16 protein-coding genes and 1 tRNA gene are annotated in these 17,162 nt (G+C 60.9%); 5 read left to right on the forward strand and 12 right to left on the reverse strand.

All coding sequences use genetic code 11. From position 1 onward, the window contains the following. Nucleotides 1–223 precede the first annotated feature (223 nt). The 8 genes from ACZZZU_RS11860 to ACZZZU_RS11895 form a co-directional block, all read right to left on the reverse strand. The gene (locus ACZZZU_RS11860) at nucleotides 224–982 is read right to left on the reverse strand and encodes a substrate-binding periplasmic protein (protein ID WP_122493338.1); all 759 of its coding nucleotides are present in this window, start codon (nucleotides 980–982) and stop codon (nucleotides 224–226) included. Nucleotides 983–1,226: 244 nt separating this feature from the next. After that, nucleotides 1,227–1,982: a substrate-binding periplasmic protein gene (locus ACZZZU_RS11865; protein WP_463550698.1), complete on the reverse strand. Its 756-nt coding sequence runs from the start codon at nucleotides 1,980–1,982 to the stop codon at nucleotides 1,227–1,229. Nucleotides 1,983–2,117: 135 nt separating this feature from the next. After that, nucleotides 2,118–2,888 (reverse strand): imidazole glycerol phosphate synthase subunit HisF, encoded by a 771-nt coding sequence (hisF, locus tag ACZZZU_RS11870; protein WP_122449511.1) that lies wholly within the window; start codon nucleotides 2,886–2,888, stop codon nucleotides 2,118–2,120. Nucleotides 2,889–2,898: 10 nt separating this feature from the next. Then, nucleotides 2,899–3,636 (reverse strand): 1-(5-phosphoribosyl)-5-[(5-phosphoribosylamino)methylideneamino]imidazole-4-carboxamide isomerase, encoded by a 738-nt coding sequence (gene hisA / locus ACZZZU_RS11875; RefSeq protein WP_122493340.1) that lies wholly within the window; start codon nucleotides 3,634–3,636, stop codon nucleotides 2,899–2,901. 40 nt (nucleotides 3,637–3,676) lie between these two features. Continuing rightward, nucleotides 3,677–3,937 (reverse strand): DUF2164 domain-containing protein, encoded by a 261-nt coding sequence (locus ACZZZU_RS11880; protein WP_122449509.1) that lies wholly within the window; start codon nucleotides 3,935–3,937, stop codon nucleotides 3,677–3,679. Further along, nucleotides 3,937–4,575: an imidazole glycerol phosphate synthase subunit HisH gene (gene hisH / locus ACZZZU_RS11885; RefSeq protein ID WP_463550699.1), complete on the reverse strand. Its 639-nt coding sequence runs from the start codon at nucleotides 4,573–4,575 to the stop codon at nucleotides 3,937–3,939. The genes ACZZZU_RS11880 and hisH overlap by 1 nt, the downstream gene beginning before the upstream one ends. Continuing rightward, complete coding sequence (gene hisB, locus ACZZZU_RS11890) at nucleotides 4,575–5,168, reverse strand: imidazoleglycerol-phosphate dehydratase HisB (RefSeq protein WP_122493343.1); 594 nt, start codon at nucleotides 5,166–5,168, stop codon at nucleotides 4,575–4,577. Before hisB ends, hisH begins: the two co-directional genes overlap by 1 nt. A gap of 264 nt (nucleotides 5,169–5,432) precedes the next feature. Next, the gene (locus tag ACZZZU_RS11895) at nucleotides 5,433–7,094 is read right to left on the reverse strand and encodes an OFA family MFS transporter (RefSeq protein WP_463550700.1); all 1,662 of its coding nucleotides are present in this window, start codon (nucleotides 7,092–7,094) and stop codon (nucleotides 5,433–5,435) included. A gap of 164 nt (nucleotides 7,095–7,258) precedes the next feature. On the opposite strand from ACZZZU_RS11895, the gene ACZZZU_RS11900 reads away from it, so the two are divergent. The 5 genes from ACZZZU_RS11900 to ACZZZU_RS11920 all read left to right on the forward strand — a co-directional run bounded on the left by ACZZZU_RS11900 (nucleotide 7,259) and on the right by ACZZZU_RS11920 (nucleotide 11,538). Beyond that, nucleotides 7,259–7,657, forward strand: coding sequence for an acetyl-CoA sensor PanZ family protein (locus ACZZZU_RS11900; protein ID WP_463550701.1), 399 nt, complete (start codon nucleotides 7,259–7,261; stop codon nucleotides 7,655–7,657). 154 nt (nucleotides 7,658–7,811) lie between these two features. Continuing rightward, nucleotides 7,812–10,037: an AsmA family protein gene (locus ACZZZU_RS11905; protein ID WP_463550702.1), complete on the forward strand. Its 2,226-nt coding sequence runs from the start codon at nucleotides 7,812–7,814 to the stop codon at nucleotides 10,035–10,037. After that, nucleotides 10,034–11,101: an A/G-specific adenine glycosylase gene (gene mutY / locus ACZZZU_RS11910; RefSeq protein WP_463550703.1), complete on the forward strand. Its 1,068-nt coding sequence runs from the start codon at nucleotides 10,034–10,036 to the stop codon at nucleotides 11,099–11,101. The genes ACZZZU_RS11905 and mutY overlap by 4 nt, the downstream gene beginning before the upstream one ends. Then, nucleotides 11,098–11,385: an oxidative damage protection protein gene (locus ACZZZU_RS11915; protein WP_122493348.1), complete on the forward strand. Its 288-nt coding sequence runs from the start codon at nucleotides 11,098–11,100 to the stop codon at nucleotides 11,383–11,385. Before mutY ends, ACZZZU_RS11915 begins: the two co-directional genes overlap by 4 nt. Nucleotides 11,386–11,462: 77 nt before the next feature. Next, nucleotides 11,463–11,538 (forward strand) — tRNA-Phe (locus ACZZZU_RS11920). A gap of 106 nt (nucleotides 11,539–11,644) precedes the next feature. Here ACZZZU_RS11920 and ACZZZU_RS11925 read toward each other — a convergent pair. From ACZZZU_RS11925 to ACZZZU_RS11940, 4 genes are all read right to left on the reverse strand, one after another. After that, the gene (locus ACZZZU_RS11925) at nucleotides 11,645–12,667 is read right to left on the reverse strand and encodes a PDDEXK nuclease domain-containing protein (protein WP_463552133.1); all 1,023 of its coding nucleotides are present in this window, start codon (nucleotides 12,665–12,667) and stop codon (nucleotides 11,645–11,647) included. A 297-nt stretch (nucleotides 12,668–12,964) separates the two neighbouring features. Next, complete coding sequence (locus ACZZZU_RS11930) at nucleotides 12,965–15,388, reverse strand: TonB-dependent siderophore receptor (RefSeq protein WP_463550704.1); 2,424 nt, start codon at nucleotides 15,386–15,388, stop codon at nucleotides 12,965–12,967. 121 nt (nucleotides 15,389–15,509) lie between these two features. Continuing rightward, entirely contained in the window at nucleotides 15,510–16,508 is a 999-nt protein-coding gene (locus ACZZZU_RS11935; protein ID WP_463550705.1) for a FecR family protein, read from the reverse strand. After that, nucleotides 16,505–17,062: an RNA polymerase sigma factor gene (locus ACZZZU_RS11940; protein ID WP_463550706.1), complete on the reverse strand. Its 558-nt coding sequence runs from the start codon at nucleotides 17,060–17,062 to the stop codon at nucleotides 16,505–16,507. Before ACZZZU_RS11940 ends, ACZZZU_RS11935 begins: the two co-directional genes overlap by 4 nt. Nucleotides 17,063–17,162 lie beyond the last annotated feature (100 nt).

Consider the following 17,162-nt stretch of genomic DNA (forward strand, 5'->3'; position numbering starts at 1 on the left):
CGACAATTTTATTGTGAGCAGCCGAGCTTCGGCGCAAGCGCGCAATCGTACAGGGAGCGTTGGAGAAATTTGTGACACAGCGCTCAGAGCGGAGCGAGCGTTTAGCGGCAGATAGCGACCGGGAGTGGCAGGGGCGAGATAGACGGCTTCCAGGGAATCGCGGCTAAAGCCGCTCCCACAGTTGTGCGTGTGGGAGCGGCTTTAGCCGCGATGCTTTTGGGGCCTACAGATAATTATTGGTCACGTCGTCCACGAAGCCGTCCTTGCGCATTTCATCCAGCGCCTTTTGCAAACGCTCAATCACCTCATCCGGCGTATCAACGTTCATGGCCAGATAAAGCTGCGCGTCGTTGAAACGCAGGGCGGTGGACAAACCACTCACACCTTCCTGCTTGGCCAGGTAGCGGCCGACCGGGTCGGTGGTGGCCCAGAGGTCGATCTTCCCTTCCATCAATTTACTGACGTTTTCCTGGTCGCGCAGCGCATTCACCGGCGCCATGCCCTGGCTTTCCAGGTGCTGGCTGACGGCGTCATTTTTGTAGGCGCCGACGGTGTATTTGCTCGCTTCCTTGAGGTTGCTCAGCTTGAGTGTGCTGCCGGGTTTGGCCAGTAATACCCAGCCGGTTTTGGCCAGCGGGCCGACCCATTTGAACAGCGGCTTGCGCTCTTCGGTGTAGGTGGTGGAGAACAGGCCGTAGTTGGGTTTGTCGAGGGTCAGCTTGTAAAGACGGTCCCAGGGGAAGCGCAAACTCAGCGAGTATTCGATGCCGGCGCGCTTGAACATTTCGCGCACGATCTCGGCGCTGATGCCATCGATACCATCGTCACGAGCGAAGTTCTTGTCGTCGATGGCCATGTTGAAAGGCGGGAAGTTTTCGGTCAGCAACACCACTTTGTAGCCATACGGCAGCTCGGCATGGGCCAGCGTGCTTGCAGCCAGTGCAAGGCCCAACAACAGCGAACGGGTGAACACTTTCAGCATGATTTTGTCCTGTCTGCGATCGCATCGATCACACCGCGGACGGCATCGCTAAGCGTTCACCTGTGCATGCACGGACCCGGCACACGGCAGGTTAGGCCGCTGTTCGTTTCGTGGCGTGGCTCGAGAATATAGGTCGGTGCTCGGCAGGCTTGTGGCCCGCGTTGCAATGCTCTTCTTCTTGGAATGCCTATGTTGCAACGGGAACGTCTGGCCGCGCACCGTGGGTAGCGCGGCCGATTCGGCCCTACAGATAGCTGTTGAGGATTTCGTCGACGAAGCCCTCACTGCGCATCTTGTCCAATGCACCCTGCAGCTTCTGTACCACCTCATCGGGGGTCTCTTTATTCAACGCCAGGTAGAGTTGGGCTTTGTTGAAGCGCAGCACAGTTTGCAAACCGCTCACGCCCTCTTGCTTGGCCAGATAACGGCCGGCCGGGTCGCCGGTGGCCCACAGGTCGATTTGCCCATCGCGCAGCTTTTGCGCGTTTTCCTGATCGCGCAGCGCCAGGATCGGGTCGAGTTTGTGCTCGGTCAGGTACTCGGCGATGGCGTCACCTTTATAGGCGCCAACTTTGTATTGCTTGGCGTCTTCAAGGTTGCTCAGCGTGATTTTGCTGTCAGGCTTGGCCAGCATGATCCAGTCGTCCGGGCCGATGGGGCCGACCCATTTGAAGGAATCTTCGCGCTCCGGCAAACGCGCGGTGACGAATACGCCGTAGCCGGGTTTTTCCAGCGCCAGCTTATAAATGCGGTCCCACGGGAAGCGCAGGGTCAGGCTGTATTTGATACCGGCGCGCTTGAACATCTCCTTGACCACGTCGACGGCGATGCCATCAATGTTGTCTTCCTGGGCGAAGTTCTTGCCGTTGATGGCCATGTTGTAAGGCGGGAAGTTTTCGGTCAACAGCACGATGCTGTAATCCGGGTCTACTTCGGCACGAGCACTGCCAGCGAGCACCAATACGGTGCTGACCAGCGAAAGCAGCAGGCGTTTGAACATTTCGGAATCTCTACTTCTGAAGGTATGTGAGGCGTAACGCGCAGTCCCGGTAGCTTCGTAACGGGCTGTGCGAAGCTCTATGCAACTTAGCAGCCAGGACAGGCCTGTACAGGAATTGCCGGAAATGGGTGCGCCTTAGCGCACCACAATGCCCCGGGCGGCCATATAGGCCTTCGCCTCAGGCACGGTGTATTCGCCAAAGTGGAAAATACTCGCCGCCAGCACCGCCGACGCTTTGCCTTCGATAATGCCGTCGGCCAGGTGCTGCAAATTACCCACGCCGCCCGAAGCAATCACCGGAATGCCGACGGTTTCGCTGATGGCGCGGGTAACGCCCAGGTCGAAGCCGTTTTTCATGCCGTCCTGGTCCATGCTGGTCAGCAAAATTTCGCCGGCGCCGAGGTCTTCCATCTTTTTCGCCCATTGCACGGCGTCCAGCCCGGTCGGCTTGCGGCCGCCGTGGGTGAAGATTTCCCAGCGCGGTGTTTCGCCCGGTAGCGAAACCTTTTTGGCGTCGATGGCGACCACGATGCACTGCGCGCCAAAACGCGAAGCAGCTTCGCCAACGAACTCGGGGTTGAACACGGCGGCGGTATTGATCGACACCTTGTCGGCGCCTGCATTGAGCAGGTTGCGAATGTCTTGCACGGTACGCACGCCGCCGCCCACGGTCAGCGGGATAAACACCTGGCTGGCCATGCGCTCGACGGTATGCAGCGTGGTGTCGCGGCCATCGACGCTGGCGGTGATGTCGAGAAAGGTAATTTCATCGGCACCCTGCTCGTCGTAGCGACGGGCGATTTCCACCGGGTCGCCGGCATCACGGATGTTCTCGAATTTGACGCCTTTGACCACGCGGCCGTTGTCGACGTCGAGGCAAGGGATGATGCGTTTGGCCAGCGCCATGGTTCAGTCCTCAGCCGTTGTAGGCGTCGCAGTAAGCCTGGGCTTCGGCGACGTCCAGGGTGCCTTCGTAAATCGCACGGCCGGTGATGGCGCCGATAATGCCGGGCGCCTTGGCGTCCAGCAGGGCTTTGATGTCGCCCAGGTTGTGGATGCCGCCAGAGGCAATCACCGGAATCTTGGTGGCAGCGGCCAACGCGGCGGTGAACGGCACGTTGCAGCCTTGCATCATGCCGTCTTTGGCGATGTCGGTATAAACGATGGCCGACACGCCGTCGGCTTCGAAACGCTTGGCCAGATCGATCACCTGCACGGTGCTCACTTCGGCCCAACCGTCGGTAGCAACGAAGCCGTCTTTGGCGTCGAGGCCGACAATCACTTTGCCCGGAAACGCTTTGCACGCTTCAGCCACGAACTCCGGCTGCTTCACGGCCTTGGTGCCGATGATTACGTAGCTCACGCCGGCTTTGACGTAGTGTTCGATGGTTTCCAGCGAGCGAATACCGCCGCCGATCTGGATCGGCAAGTTCGGGTAGCGCTTGGCAATGGCGGTCACCACTTCGCCATTCACCGGCTGGCCTTCGAAGGCGCCGTTGAGGTCGACCAGGTGCAAACGCCGGCAACCGCCTTCCACCCATTTGGCGGCCATGCTCACCGGGTCATCGGAGAACACGGTGGAGTCTTCCATCCGGCCCTGGCGCAAGCGCACGCAGGCACCGTCTTTAAGATCGATAGCGGGGATAATCAGCATCAGTCGAACCTGCTCAAGTCTTGAAATTCGGGGAAACGGGTCAGCTCTTTTCGAGTGCCCACAAGTCGCTTTCGATGCTCATGAACCTGTCGGCCAGGTGCGCCTGCACATCGGCAATCGCCTTGTTGTAAAACAGCGGCGCCACTTCACGGGTAAACACCTCGAGCACTTCCTGGGCTTCAAAGCTGCCCAGCTCAAGCTCGAAACGGTCTTCCAGAAAGCGCTTGAGTACGGCCACCGCCGCAGCTTCCTGCGCCGGTTCCAGAGTCAGGCTGGGGGCTTTCTGTTTGCCGCGGCTCATTACCAGCGACCATCCCAGGCGGCGAAATTCTGCAAAAGCTGCAGACCGTGGGTGTGGCTCTTTTCCGGGTGGAATTGCACAGCGAAACGCGAGCCATCGGCCAGGGCGGCGGCAAAGTCGACGCCGTAGTGACCGCGACCAGCCACCTGACGAGCATTGGCCGCTTCGATATAGAAGCTGTGCACAAAATAGAAACGCGCCAGATCAGGAATGCTGTGCCACAGCGGGTGGTCGACGGTTTGCGCCACTTCGTTCCAGCCCATGTGCGGTACTTTCAGCGCTTCGTCGTTTTCGACCAGGTCTTTGCCGAAGAAGCGCACCTGACCGGGAAACTGGCCGATGCAGTCGACGCCGCCGTTCTCTTCGCTGTGATCGAGCAAAGCCTGCATGCCGACACAAATGCCGAGAAAGGGACGGTCCTGGCTGACTTCACGCACCAGGCTGTCGAAGCCCAGGCGACGGATTTCAGCCATGCAATCGCGAATCGCGCCAACGCCAGGGAACACCACGCGGTCGGCTTCACGAATTACCGTGGCATCGCTGGTGATCTGCACCCGGCCGGCACCTACGTGCTCAAGGGCCTTGGCCACCGAGTGGAGGTTGCCCATGCCGTAATCGATGACGGCTACCGTCTGCATTACAGGCAGCCCTTGGTCGATGGCATTTGCCCGGCCATGCGCTCATCCAGCGTCACCGCCATGCGCAGCGCGCGGCCGAAGGCCTTGAACACGGTTTCGATCTGGTGGTGCGTGTTGTAGCCGCGCAGGTTGTCGATGTGCAGGCTGACCAGCGCGTGGTTAACGAAGCCCTGGAAGAATTCCTGGAACAGGTCGACATCGAAGCCGCCAACGGTGGCGCGGGTGTACGGCACGTGCATTTGCAGGCCCGGGCGACCGGAGAAATCGATCACCACGCGCGACAGCGCTTCGTCCAGCGGCACATAGGAATGGCCGTAACGCACGATGCCCTTCTTGTCGCCGATGGCCTTGGCAAACGCCTGACCGAGGGTGATACCGACGTCTTCCACCATGTGGTGGTCGTCGATATGCAGATCGCCTTGGGCTTCGATATCCAGGTCGATCAACCCGTGACGGGCGATCTGATCGAGCATGTGCTCAAGAAAAGGCACGCCAATGGCAAAGCGTGCTTTGCCGGTGCCATCCAGATTGATAGACGCCTTGATCTGGGTTTCCAGAGTGTTGCGTTCGACGGATGCCGTACGTTCGGCCATCACCAGCTCCACGAATCTTAATGCGAAAGGGCCCGCATTATAGGCCGACAAGGGCCAAACGATGAAGCCAAAACACGGCGCCGACTTTATCGACCCGATAGACACAACGAAGCCGACGCAAGGTCGGCTTCGTTAACACGCGGTGGAGGGTTTCGGGGCTAAGACCAGGCAAGGCGCCCCGGAGCTTTTAAGCGCAGCGTACTCCAGTACGTGAGCATTAAAAGCGAGGACGCAACGCCGCCTGGTCGACGCCCCGGAAGCCGGTTAGCTAAACAAGACCACGGTCTTCAGCAAGGTCACCCAAATACCCCAGGCGAGGGGAATACCTACTGCAAGCCATGCAGCAATTACCAACGGCTTGCTCTTCGGATCCGCAGTCCACTCCAGATTGGCAGCGGTCTGCACGGCGTTGTCGTTACCAATGGCACGCTCGGCCGCCAGTTCGGCGTCGGTCATAAAGTGCTTGGCCGCAACCGGTTTCACCAGCGCGTTGCAGATAAAGCCCACCACCAGCAGACCCGCCAGAATGTACAAGGTGATGTCGTAGGCATCGGCCTTGGCCACGCCAACGCTCAGTTGGTATTCGCGGATGTAGTTCACCAGAACCGGGCCGAGGATGCCGGCGAACGCCCAGGCGGTCAGCAGGCGACCGTGGATGGCGCCGACCATTTGCGTACCGAACAAGTCCGCCAGGTAAGCCGGCACCGTGGCGAAACCGCCACCGTACATCGACAGAATCAGGCAGATGCTGAACACAAAGAACGCCACGCTGCCCAGGTGACCGGTCCACGGCACCAGCGCGTAGAGCATGAAGCCCAGGGCGAAGAACACAAAGTAGGTGGTTTTGCGGCCGATCAAGTCGGAGAACGACGACCAGAAGAAACGACCGCCAATGTTGAACAGACTCAGCAAACCGGTGAAGCCGGCGGCGATGATTGCGATCTGCGCCAGTTGCTCAGGGCTCAGTTCACCAAAGCTCTGGTGCGTACCAATCAGGCGACCGGCAAACACTTCCTGCAGCAGCGGAGACGCCATGCCGATGATGCCGATACCGGCCGACACGTTCAGGCACAACACGGCCCACACCAGCCAGAACTGGGGAGTTTTCCAGGCTTTGCTGACGTGTACGTGGCCTTTGGTGATCATTTCGTCGTTGGCTTTCTTCACCGGCGGCGTCCAGCCCTCAGGCTTCCAGCCGGTCGGCGGAACGCGGTAGGCCAGTGCACCCCCCATCATGAACACGAAGTAGATAACGGCCATGACAGCGAAGGTTTGCCATACGCCGACGCCGTCCGGGCCAGCGAAGTAACCCATCAGCTGTGCAGCCAGCGGCGCGCCAACCATGGCGCCACCACCGAAACCCATGATCGCCATACCCGTAGCCATACCGCGCTTGTCCGGGAACCACTTCACCAGCGTTGATACCGGCGAGATATAGCCCAAGCCCAGGCCGATACCGCCGATCACGCCCGAACCCAGCCACATCAGCCAGATTTGGTGGGTGTACACACCCAGCGCGGAAATCAGCAGACCGCCGCACCAGAACACAGCGGAAACCACACCGGCCTTACGCGGGCCAGCATGTTCCAGCCAGCCACCGAAAATGGCGGCCGAGCAACCGAGGAATACGAAGAACAAGGTGTACAGCCAACCCAACATCGAAATCGGCCAGTCGCAATCGCTGGCGAATACTTGTTGGAAGAAGCCCAGATCGGCGCCACACGCCACTGGCGCGGTAATGCCGATAGCCTTGGACAGCGGCAGCCAGAATACGGAGAAGCCGTACGCCATGCCGATACACAGGTGAATAGCCAGAGCCGCAGGCGGCACTAGCCAGCGGTTGAAGCCAGGAGCAGCGATGATGCGCTCCTTGGACAGAAACGCAGACTTAGCTGCGCCGCTGGCCACTGCAAGGGCGTCAGTCATTTCGAGGATCTCTCTATGTTTTTTAGTATGGGCAGATAGGTGAAGCGGTAGAACGCAAGAGGATATCGCCTACAGACGTACGACGACTAGGTTTGCGCGTACCATTTGTTGAACAACGCACATTTGACCCACATCAATCTTTCCCGCGAGGCTCTAGCCCAGGCATGCCGGTACTTGTAGAAGAAATAAATGAACCCTCAAGTCAGGATTTAACCGACCTGAACAAGGTGTATCAGGACGCACCCGACTGGCTGCTGGCGCCATTCGCCAGCCGCGAGGAGCTCATCGAAACTGCCCTCAGCCGGCGACAACTAATCGCCGGGCGCTTCAACGATCGACTGTTGGGCGCGGCCCTGCTGGAAAAAGGCGAAAACGTCTGGCGCTTGTCGCACCTGTGCGTGCGTGCCGTCACCCGCAAGCGTGGGGTGGCGCGGCGTTTGTTGGCTGAAGTGCAACGCTTGGCAGACGCAGCGGGCAAACCACTGCACCTGGCCGCCCCCCAAGGTCACCTCGAAAGCCAAGCGCTGGCCGCCAAAACCGGCTTGGTTCTGCACCCGCTGTAAACCCTCTGCGTCAGCCGGGCACAGCAGCGGAACCACCGCCGCGCGTGCCCATCCAATCCTCCAGCCACTGCGACCGCTGGTCGGCGTTATACTCCGGCATCGTTTTTTCCCGCCTTCGCGCTGCTTTTCAGCCCTCACCAACAAGGAATCGTCCATGAAATCGTTTGGCAAAATCCTGGGTTTGTTCTTCCTCGGAGTCTTGCTGATCCTCGTGGCGCTGGGCTTCGCCCTCACCCACCTGTTCGATCCCAACGACTACAAAGACGAAATCCGCCAGATCGCCCGTGACAAGGCCAACCTCGAGTTGACGCTCAATGGCGACATCGGCTGGAGCCTGTTCCCCTGGCTAGGCCTGGAACTGCATGACGCCACACTGGCCAGCGCCACCACGCCGAACCAGCCATTTGCCGACTTGCGCATGATCGGCCTGTCGGTGCGCGTATTGCCGCTGCTGCGCCGCGAAGTGCAAATGAGCGACATCAAAGTCGACGGCCTCAACCTGACCCTCGCCCGCGACGAACAAGGCCGTGGCAACTGGCAAGACATCGGCCGTCCGGCGAAACCGGCCGCACCCGCCGACGCCGGCCAAGCGCCGCAAACAACGCCGCCAGCCAACGAAGGCACGCCAGACACCAAGCCGTCGCAACCGATGAAACTGGACATCGACAGCCTGACCCTGGCCAACACCCGCATCGACTACAAAGACGCCAAAACCGGCCGCCAATTCAGCGCCGAAGGCATCGAACTCACCACCGGCGCCATCCGCGAAGGTGCCAACATTCCGCTGAAACTCACCGCCTTCCTCGGCACCAACCAACCGGTGCTGCGCGCCAAAACCGAACTGGCCGGTGAACTGCGCTTCGACCGCGCCCTCAAGCGCTACCAGTTTGAAGACCTGAAACTCTCGGGCGAAGCCTCCGGCGAGCCGTTGAACGGCAAAACCGTCACCTTTGCCGCCCAAGGCCAACTGCTGCTCGACCAAGGCGCGCAAGTGGCCGAATGGAACGGCCTGAAATTCTCCGCCAACCAATTGCGCGCCCTCGGCGAGCTGAACGTGCGCGAGCTGGACAAAGAACCGCAACTCACCGGCGGCCTGTCCATCGCCCAATTCAACCTGCGTGAATTCCTCGACGGCATCGGCCACCCGGTTCCTGCCAGCGCCGATGCCAACGCCCTGAGCAAAGTCGAGCTGGTCGCCCGCCTGCAAGGCAACGCCAACAGCCTGGCCTTCAACGAGCTAAAAATGAAAGTCGACGAAAGCGCCTTCACCGGCAGCCTGGCCGTCACCGACATCGCCAAGCAGGCCTTAAGCGTTCAGCTCAAGGGCGACAAGCTCAACCTCGACAACTACCTGCCAGCGAAAAAGAAAGAAGACGAGCCGCGCAGCAACCGCCAGAACGAAGTCAGTGGCACCCTCGCCAGCGCTGGCCGCGACGGCAACAGCGACCTGCCCAACCCGCCGAGCCAGCAAGCCTGGAGCGAAGAGCCGGTGCTGCCCATCGACCAACTGCGCAAAGTGACCGCCGACCTCAACGTGGCCCTGGGCCTGCTTACCGTCGACAAGCTGCCAATCGAAAACGCCAGCATCAAAGCCAACGCCAAAGACGGCCTGCTGACCGTGGAAAACGTGCGAGGCGATCTCTACAACGGCAACTTCAACGCCACCGCCAGCCTCGATGTGCGCCCGGCTGTGCCGCTGTTGAGAGTGCAGAAACGCATCAGCCATGTACCGGTGGAAAAACTCCTCGCCACGCAAAAAGAAAAACCGCCCGTGCGCGGCCTGCTCGACCTCAACGCCGACTTCAGCACCAGCGGCAACAGCGAAAAAACCTGGATCGAAGCCCTCAACGGCAACGCCAGCTTTGCCCTTAGCGACGGTGCGCTGATCGACGCCAACCTCGAACAGCAACTGTGCAAAGGCATCGCCACCCTCAACCGCAAGTCCTTGAGCAGCGAGCCACGCAGCAAAGACACTCCGTTCGAACAACTCGACGGCACCCTCAGCGTACGCAACGGCGTGGCCAACAACCCCGACCTGAAAGTGCGCATTCCGGGTCTGCGCGTAAACGGCAACGGCGACATCGACCTGCGCGTGCTGGGCATGGACTACCGCGTGGGCATCATCATCGATGGCGACAAGAGCGACATGCCCGACCCGGCCTGCGAAGTGAACAAACGCTACGTCGACATCGAATGGCCGCTGCGCTGCCGTGGTCCGCTGGAACTGGGCGCCAAAGCCTGCCGCCTGGACAAAGACAACATGGGCAAAGTGGCCGCCAAACTGGCCGGCGACAAACTCAATGAAAAACTTGAAGAGAAGCTCGGCGACAAAGTCAGTCCAGAACTCAAAGATGCACTTAAGGGCCTGTTCAAACGATGAACCCCGAGCGATTCAGTAGCGCGGTACTCGACTGGTACGACCGCCACGGCCGTAAAGACCTGCCCTGGCAGCACAACATCAGCCCGTACCGCGTATGGGTGTCGGAAATCATGCTGCAGCAAACCCAGGTGAGCACCGTGCTGGGCTACTTCGACCGCTTTATGGCCGCCCTGCCGACCGTAAAAGCCCTGGCCGAAGCCCCCGAAGACGAAGTGCTGCACCTATGGACCGGCCTGGGCTACTACACTCGCGCCCGCAACCTGCAAAAGACCGCGCAAATCGTCATGGCTGAGCATGGCGGTGAGTTTCCCCGCAGCGTCGAACAGCTCACCGAACTGCCCGGCATCGGCCGCTCGACCGCAGGCGCAATTGCCAGCCTATCCATGGGCGTGCGTGCGCCGATTCTGGACGGCAACGTCAAACGCGTACTGGCCCGCTACGTCGCCCAAGAGGGCTACCCCGGCGAACCGAAAGTGGCCAAACAACTGTGGGACGTCGCCGAACGCTTCACGCCCCATGCACGCGTCAATAACTACACCCAAGCGATGATGGACCTGGGCGCCACGCTCTGTACCCGCAGCAAACCCAGCTGCCTGCTCTGCCCGCTACAAAGTGGCTGCCAGGCGCACATGCTCGGCCTGGAGATTCGCTACCCCATCGCCAAGCCGCGCAAAACCCTGCCGCAAAAACACACCGTGATGCCGATACTCGCCAACCGCGACGGCGACATTCTGCTCTACCGTCGCGCCTCCACCGGCCTGTGGGGCGGCCTTTGGAGCCTGCCCGAACTGAGCGAGCCCGCCGCCCTGGAAACCTTCGCCCTCCAACGCGGCTTGACCCTTGGCAGCCGCCGCGAACTGGCCGGCATCACCCACACCTTCAGCCACTTCCAACTGGCCATCGAACCGTGGCTCATCCACGTCGAGAGCAATACTCCCAGCGTGGCCGAGGCCGACTGGCTCTGGTATAACCTCGCCACCCCGCCCCGCCTGGGGCTTGCCGCGCCAGTAAAAAAACTACTGAAACGCGCCGCAGACGAATTGAACGCTGGAGAACCGACATGACCCGCACCGTACATTGCCGCAAACACAAACAAGACCTGCCGGGTCTCACCCGCCCGCCGTACCCAGGCGCCAAGGGCGAAGACATCTACAACAACGTCTCCCAGCAAGCCTGGGACGAATGGCAAAAACACCAGACCCTGCTCATCAACGAGCGTCGCCTGAACATGATGAATGCCGAAGACCGCAAATTCCTCCAAGCCGAGATGGACAAATTCCTCTCCGGCGAGGAATACGCCCAAGCCGAAGGCTACGTCGCGCCTAGCGATTCCGAGAAAAAATCGTAAGCGCCCGGATTAATTAAATATTTTTAAAAAAGCGTGTTGACAGAGGTGCTTCAAATCCGTCTAATAGCGCCCCGTTGGCCCAGGTAGCTCAGTCGGTAGAGCAGGGGATTGAAAATCCCCGTGTCGGCGGTTCGATTCCGTCCCTGGGCACCATCTTAAAGTTTCCAAGCGCTGTAACTGGTAATTGGACGACAAAAAACCCGCCTAGTGCGGGTTTTTTATTGGGCGGGATTTGGTGACTCTCTCCAGCGAGCCCTTTCTACTTTTCCTCTTTGCTCGCCGCATCCAACGCATAAAACTCATGCAGCTTCGCCTGCAACAGGTGCTTGTCCGGCAGACGCGTCTGGTACTCGGCGATTAGCGCGGGCGATAGCGATCTGTTCAGCGCGTACTCAACCACTTCGTCCTCCTTACTCGCGCAAAGCAGCACGCCGATGGCTGGGTTTTCGTGGGGTTTGCGTACGTCGCGATCAAGCGCCTCCAAGTAGAAATCGAGCTTGCCGAGGTATTCCGGTTCAAAGCGGCCGACTTTCAATTCGATTGCCACTAAGCAATTCAAACCGCGATGGAAGAACAGCAGGTCCAAGGCAAAATCGCGGCTGCCAACCTGCAGGGGATATTTGGAACCGACGAAGCAGAAGTCGCGGCCCAATTCGCTAAGGAATTCCTTTAGCCGCGCGAGCAACCCGTCGTGTACCTCGCTCTCGGCATGCCCGCTTGGCAAACCTAGAAACTCGATCACATAGGCGTCGCGGAACACCTCTAACGCAGCGGGCTGGGTCTGTCTCAACATTCCCGAGACGTGAGGCGGCTGGGTGACGCTGCGCTCGAACAGGGCAGCTTTGAACTGTCGCTCCAATTCGCGACTGGACCACTTTTCCTGAATGGACATACGCAGGTAGAACTCTCGTTCTTCCGGGCGTTTACTCTGGCCGAAAATGATCAAGTTATGAGTCCACGATAATTGTCGCGGCAGTGCCGCGACTTTCTCCTGATCGCGATAAACCTCATAAAACTGGCGCATGCGAAACAGATTGCTGCGAGTAAATCCTCGCAGCGTGGGCTGGGTCAGCGCCAGATGCTCAGCCAGTTGCGCCACCACAGAGTCGCCCCACTCAGCCCGCTCCAGCTTGCGACTGATATAAGCGCCCACTTGCCAGTACAGCTCGATAAGCTGGGTATTAACCGCTTTCAATGCCTGCTGGCGAGCGCCCTGGATAAGGGCAAGTACCTCGTCGAAACGTGCATGGGTGGCGCCAGCCGAAACGGCAGGTTCAGTCATGTGCATCGCCCTCAAAAATCCGTTGGATTGGGGCAGCACCAACTTTTTCTCTAGCGAAAGGCACTGCCACTTGGGCGCAACCCTAACCGTGGATGCACTTAAGCAGGAGGGCGGTTCTCGGTCGCAACAGGGTTCGACTTCACCGAACTCGCGAGCAGCAACGAGGTTCTGCGCCATTCGAGACCGCACAGCTAGCAACCCGCTCCGCGAGTTACACGGGACTACACGATTAACCAGAAGCGTCGCACGCCTCTTTACACCGCACCGTCCAAATACTCAGTGGTCGCCTCTCCCCCTTCAAAACTCCACCGTCCCCGCCACCTCTACCTGCCTTGCATCCCCAATCGAAATCAAATACGCATTGGTCGACGACGAGTAGTAGGTCTTATCAAACAGGTTCTTCACGTTGAGTTGCAGCTTCACGTTCTTCCCGCCGAGTTTGGTGTCGTAACTGGCGAAGGCGTCGGCGACGGTGTAGTCGGGGAGTGTGAAGGTGTTTTCGGCGTCGCCGGCGCGTTCGCCTACGTAGCGGGCGCCGGTGCCTAGGCGTAGGCGGTCGCCGCCGAGAACTTGACCGAAGTCGTAGACGGCGAATAACGAGCCGGTGTGGCGCGCGACGTTGGCCAGGTCGTTGCCTTGCAATGCCGGGTCTTTGGTGACCCAGGCGTCGAGGTAGGCGTAGGTGCCGATCAGGCTGAGTTGGTCGGTGAGCTGGCCGGTGATGTCCAGTTCCAGGCCGCGTGAGGTGACGGCGCCGGCGGCGCTGGCGAAGGTGTCGGTGGCGCCAGAGGGCGTTCGGTAGGTCTGCGTGACCATGACGTTTTCTTTGTCGATGGTGAACAGCGCCAGCGTGCCGGTCAGGCGGCTGGGCATGTCGAGTTTGGCGCCCACTTCCCAGGCTTTGCCTTCTTCAGGGTCCAGGCCGTTGATGCTGGCGGTGCCGCTCAGGGCGGCGATGGTGGAGTTGGGTTTGAAGGATTCGCTGTAGCCGCCATAGAGGGAAAATTCGTCGTTCCATTGGTACACGACGCCCACGCGCGGCAGCCATTTCTGACCGTTGATGTCGGTGTTTTTTACGAACGGTCGGCCCTTGCCGGCGAGTTGGTCGTAGAGCTGGTAGCGCGCGCCGCCGACGAGAATCCATTGGTCGTTGAGGTGGATGGAGTCTTGCAGGAACGCGGACTGGCTGTAGACCTTGTCGGTCTGGTCGCTGTCGCTGGCCGACACGGTGGTGGGCTCGGGCACCTGGCCGTACACCGGGTTCTGGGTGTCGAAGCGCACAGTGGTGGTTTGGCGCAGCAGGTCGGAGCGGAAGATTTTTCGGTATTCGTGGTCGACGCCGGTGAGCACTTCGTGGCGCAAGCCGCCCAGTTCCACGTCGCCGGAAAGGTCGAGGGTGCCGAAGTGTTCGGTGCTGACGGCGCCGCGGGTGCCGTCCAGGCGCCGCACCAGGCGTGTCGAGCTGCCGGCTGCATAGCCGGTCACGCGCGCTTGGTAGTCGTCGTAGCGGTCGCGGTTGTAGCTGTAGGCGAAGTGGGTTTTCCAGTCGTCGTTCAGGCGATGTTCCACGTCGAAAATCGCCAGGTCGGAGCGGCCTTCGGTTTTGTTGTAGGGCTCGTCCAGGCGCTGTTTGCGCGAGACGTCCAGGGGTTTGGTGCTGCCTTTGGCGAGGATGGTGCCGCGGTCGAACGGGGTGACGTAGTCGCGGTGTTCCCACGACAGGTTCACGGTGGTGTCGTCGCCAAACCAGGCGAGCGAGGGGGCGATGGTTTTCTCGCGGCTGTTGCCGAAGTTGCGCCAGTAGTCGGCGTCGTCGTAGTCGGCGACCAGGCGGTAGGCCAGGTCGGTGTCGCCGATGGCGCCAGTGCTGTCGAGCTGGCCGCCGCTGCCGTTTTTGCCATCGCCGTAAGTGGAGCTGCGCGCGGTGATGGCGTTGTACGCCTGCAGTTGCGGTTTTTTGCTGACGAGGTTGATCACGCCGCCCGGGTCGAGAATGCCGTACAGCATCGAGGCCGGGCCTTTGAGCACCTCTACGCGCTCGACGTTGGCGGTGAAGTTGCGGCCCTGCACGGTGCGCATGCCGTCGCGCAGAATCGAGCCGTCGCGGTTGTCGCCAAAGCCGCGTTTCATTACGGCGTCCATGGTGCTGCCGAGGGTGTTGGCCTGGGTGATGCCGCTGACGTTGATCAATGCGTCGTCGAGGTTGCGCGGTTGCTGGTCTTGCAGCACTTGGCGCGGGACCACGGCGATGGCTTGCGGAATCTCCAGCAAGGGCGCTTCGCTGCGCATGATTTTGCTGGTGGGCGGCGGTTGGTAGCTGGTTGCTTGCTGCGAGCTGGCGTCGATGTTGACGGCGTCTAGGTTCATGGCGCCATCGCTGCTGCGTACCCGTTGCAGGGTGATGGTGCGCGCGTCGCTGTGGCGGAAGGTGTAGCCGGAACCTTGCAGCAGTTGGCTCAGTGCCTGCTCGGCGCTGAGTTGGCCATTCACGGCGGGCGCTTGCAGGCTGTAGGGCGCGTCGTCGCTGTAGACCAGGCTCAAGCCGGTGACGCGGCTGAAGGCGCTCAGCGCTTGCGGCAACGGCTGTGCGCTGATGGCGAAGCTGTAGCGCGCTTGTGTGGCGGCGGGTGGCGCATCGGCTGCCTGCACCAGCACGGGCGCGCTGGCTGCCAGAAGCAGGGAAAGACCGAGGCCGTGTTTGCCTACCGTTACGTACGTCATGAGCACCTAATCCGTGAAAGTGACCCGACACCGGGCTTGCTGCGATCAATTCGCAATTACATGCACTACACGGATGCCGACGGGGATTACCTCACCCGTCGGCTGAAATTATTTTTCCCGCTTACCGCAACAGCGTCAGCCCCAGCACGGTTTGACGCTGGAAGCCGACCACGCTGGCGAGCGAGTCGAGCACTTTGTCCGCGTCTTGGCTGGGGAAGCTGCCGCTGATGCGTTGCTGCCCGAGGGCCGGGTTGAGCAGCACGATGCGGTTGGGGCTGTAACGCTGCACGTCGTCGAGCACGTCGCTGAGCGGGGTTTGGTAGAAGGTCAGCCAGCCTTGGCGCCAGGCCAGGCTGGCATCGCTGTCGATGCCGTGCACCGCGCCGGCCTGCCCGTGTTGGTAGCTCACTTGCTGATTGGCGCTGAGCACCTGGGCGGTGTCGCCGGGATGCGCGGTAACGCCGACGCGGCCGGACTGCACCGTCACCTGGGCGCCCTGCTCTTGCAGGCGCACTTCGAATTGCGTGCCGAGCACCTGCGCTTCGCCATCGGCCGCGCTGACGACGAAGGGCTGGCCGGTGTGGCTGACATGGAAATACGCCGCGCCACGCAGCAGCTCGATACGCCGTTGCTGGTCGGTAAAACGCACCTGCACGGCGCTGTCGGCGTCCAGTAAAACCACGGTCTGGTCGGCCAGGGTGATTTGCCGCAATTGCCCCGGCGCCGAAACGTAGTCGGCGCGCACCGAGTCCAGCCACCGCTGCGGCTGCCAGCCCAGCAGGCCGAGCATCAGCAGCACGCTGGCGGCGGTTGCCAGCGAACCCAGCCACCAACGGCTTGCCCGCGCACGCGGCGGTGCATCCATGGCGCGCAAGTACTGCGCAAGGGTCGGCGCTTCTTCGGCCGCCAGGCGCTGCGCCGGTTGCTCGGTGGCGGCCCACAGCGCTTGCACATTGGCGTAGGCCTGCACGTGGGCGGGCTCGGCGTATAGCCACCGGTCAAAGGCCGCACGCTCGGCCGCACTGGGCTGCGCAAGCAGGCGCTGGTGCCAGTTCAGGGCTACTTGATCGGTCGATGGCGCGTCGTCGGCAGCAACGCGCAGCGGGTGTGAACGGCTCATGGGGCGGGCGACTCCAGGCTCGCCTTGCAGGCGTCGAGGGCGCGCATCATATGTTTTTCCACGGCACTCTGGGACACCTGCATAGCTTTGGCGATTTCACCGTAGGTGCGCCCGTGCACGCGGTTAAGCAGGAAAATATGCCGCGTGCGCTCAGGCAAGGCACGCAACGCGAGGTCGACCTGGCGCAGGTCGTAGCTGGCGTCCAGGGCGGTTTCCGGCGGGCTGGGTTCGGCCAGTTGCTCGGCCAGCAGGCCGGTTTCGTTGCGGGTGCGCGAGGTTTCGCTGCGCAGGTGGTCGATGGCCATGTTGCGCGCCGAGCGCAGCAGGTAGGTGCTGAGTTCCTCCACCTGAACGTGCGGACGCCGCCAAAAGCGCAAGAACAAGTCCTGCACCAGGTCGGCGGCCGTAGCCCGACAACCGACTCGGCGGCTGACCAACGCTTCCATCCGCGAGCGTTCGGACAAAAACACCCGTAGAAAATCCGCACGCAGCGCCGGCTCAGCCGTAATCGGCGCAGCAGGGTGCGGATCGTGTTGGGAAATGGGGTCGGCCATGCGGGCGGGAGGTCGTGCGATCAGAATAATGCGCAAATGATAATGTCTTGCATTAAAGCCCGATAGTGGGGTCGGTCGGATACCATCGCCAGGTCCAATA

Source organism: Pseudomonas sp. AC136 (assembly GCF_979258585.1).

Bases quoted from the DNA above. Each gene is read 5' to 3' on its own strand.
- hisB (WP_122493343.1), bottom strand. From the start codon at position 5,168: ATGGCCGAACGTACGGCATCCGTCGAACGCAACACTCTGGAAACCCAG.
- ACZZZU_RS11860 (WP_122493338.1), bottom strand. From the start codon at position 982: ATGCTGAAAGTGTTCACCCGTTCGCTGTTGTTGGGCCTTGCACTGGCT.
- ACZZZU_RS11900 (WP_463550701.1), top strand. From the start codon at position 7,259: ATGCCGGTACTTGTAGAAGAAATAAATGAACCCTCAAGTCAGGATTTA.
- hisH (WP_463550699.1), bottom strand. From the start codon at position 4,575: ATGCAGACGGTAGCCGTCATCGATTACGGCATGGGCAACCTCCACTCG.
- hisA (WP_122493340.1), bottom strand. From the start codon at position 3,636: ATGCTGATTATCCCCGCTATCGATCTTAAAGACGGTGCCTGCGTGCGC.
- ACZZZU_RS11880 (WP_122449509.1), bottom strand. From the start codon at position 3,937: ATGAGCCGCGGCAAACAGAAAGCCCCCAGCCTGACTCTGGAACCGGCG.
- ACZZZU_RS11940 (WP_463550706.1), bottom strand. From the start codon at position 17,062: ATGGCCGACCCCATTTCCCAACACGATCCGCACCCTGCTGCGCCGATT.
- hisF (WP_122449511.1), bottom strand. From the start codon at position 2,888: ATGGCGCTGGCCAAACGCATCATCCCTTGCCTCGACGTCGACAACGGC.
- ACZZZU_RS11925 (WP_463552133.1), bottom strand. From the start codon at position 12,667: ATGACTGAACCTGCCGTTTCGGCTGGCGCCACCCATGCACGTTTCGAC.
- ACZZZU_RS11915 (WP_122493348.1), top strand. From the start codon at position 11,098: ATGACCCGCACCGTACATTGCCGCAAACACAAACAAGACCTGCCGGGT.
- ACZZZU_RS11905 (WP_463550702.1), top strand. From the start codon at position 7,812: ATGAAATCGTTTGGCAAAATCCTGGGTTTGTTCTTCCTCGGAGTCTTG.
- ACZZZU_RS11865 (WP_463550698.1), bottom strand. From the start codon at position 1,982: ATGTTCAAACGCCTGCTGCTTTCGCTGGTCAGCACCGTATTGGTGCTC.
- ACZZZU_RS11930 (WP_463550704.1), bottom strand. From the start codon at position 15,388: ATGACGTACGTAACGGTAGGCAAACACGGCCTCGGTCTTTCCCTGCTT.
- ACZZZU_RS11935 (WP_463550705.1), bottom strand. From the start codon at position 16,508: ATGAGCCGTTCACACCCGCTGCGCGTTGCTGCCGACGACGCGCCATCG.
- mutY (WP_463550703.1), top strand. From the start codon at position 10,034: ATGAACCCCGAGCGATTCAGTAGCGCGGTACTCGACTGGTACGACCGC.
- ACZZZU_RS11895 (WP_463550700.1), bottom strand. From the start codon at position 7,094: ATGACTGACGCCCTTGCAGTGGCCAGCGGCGCAGCTAAGTCTGCGTTT.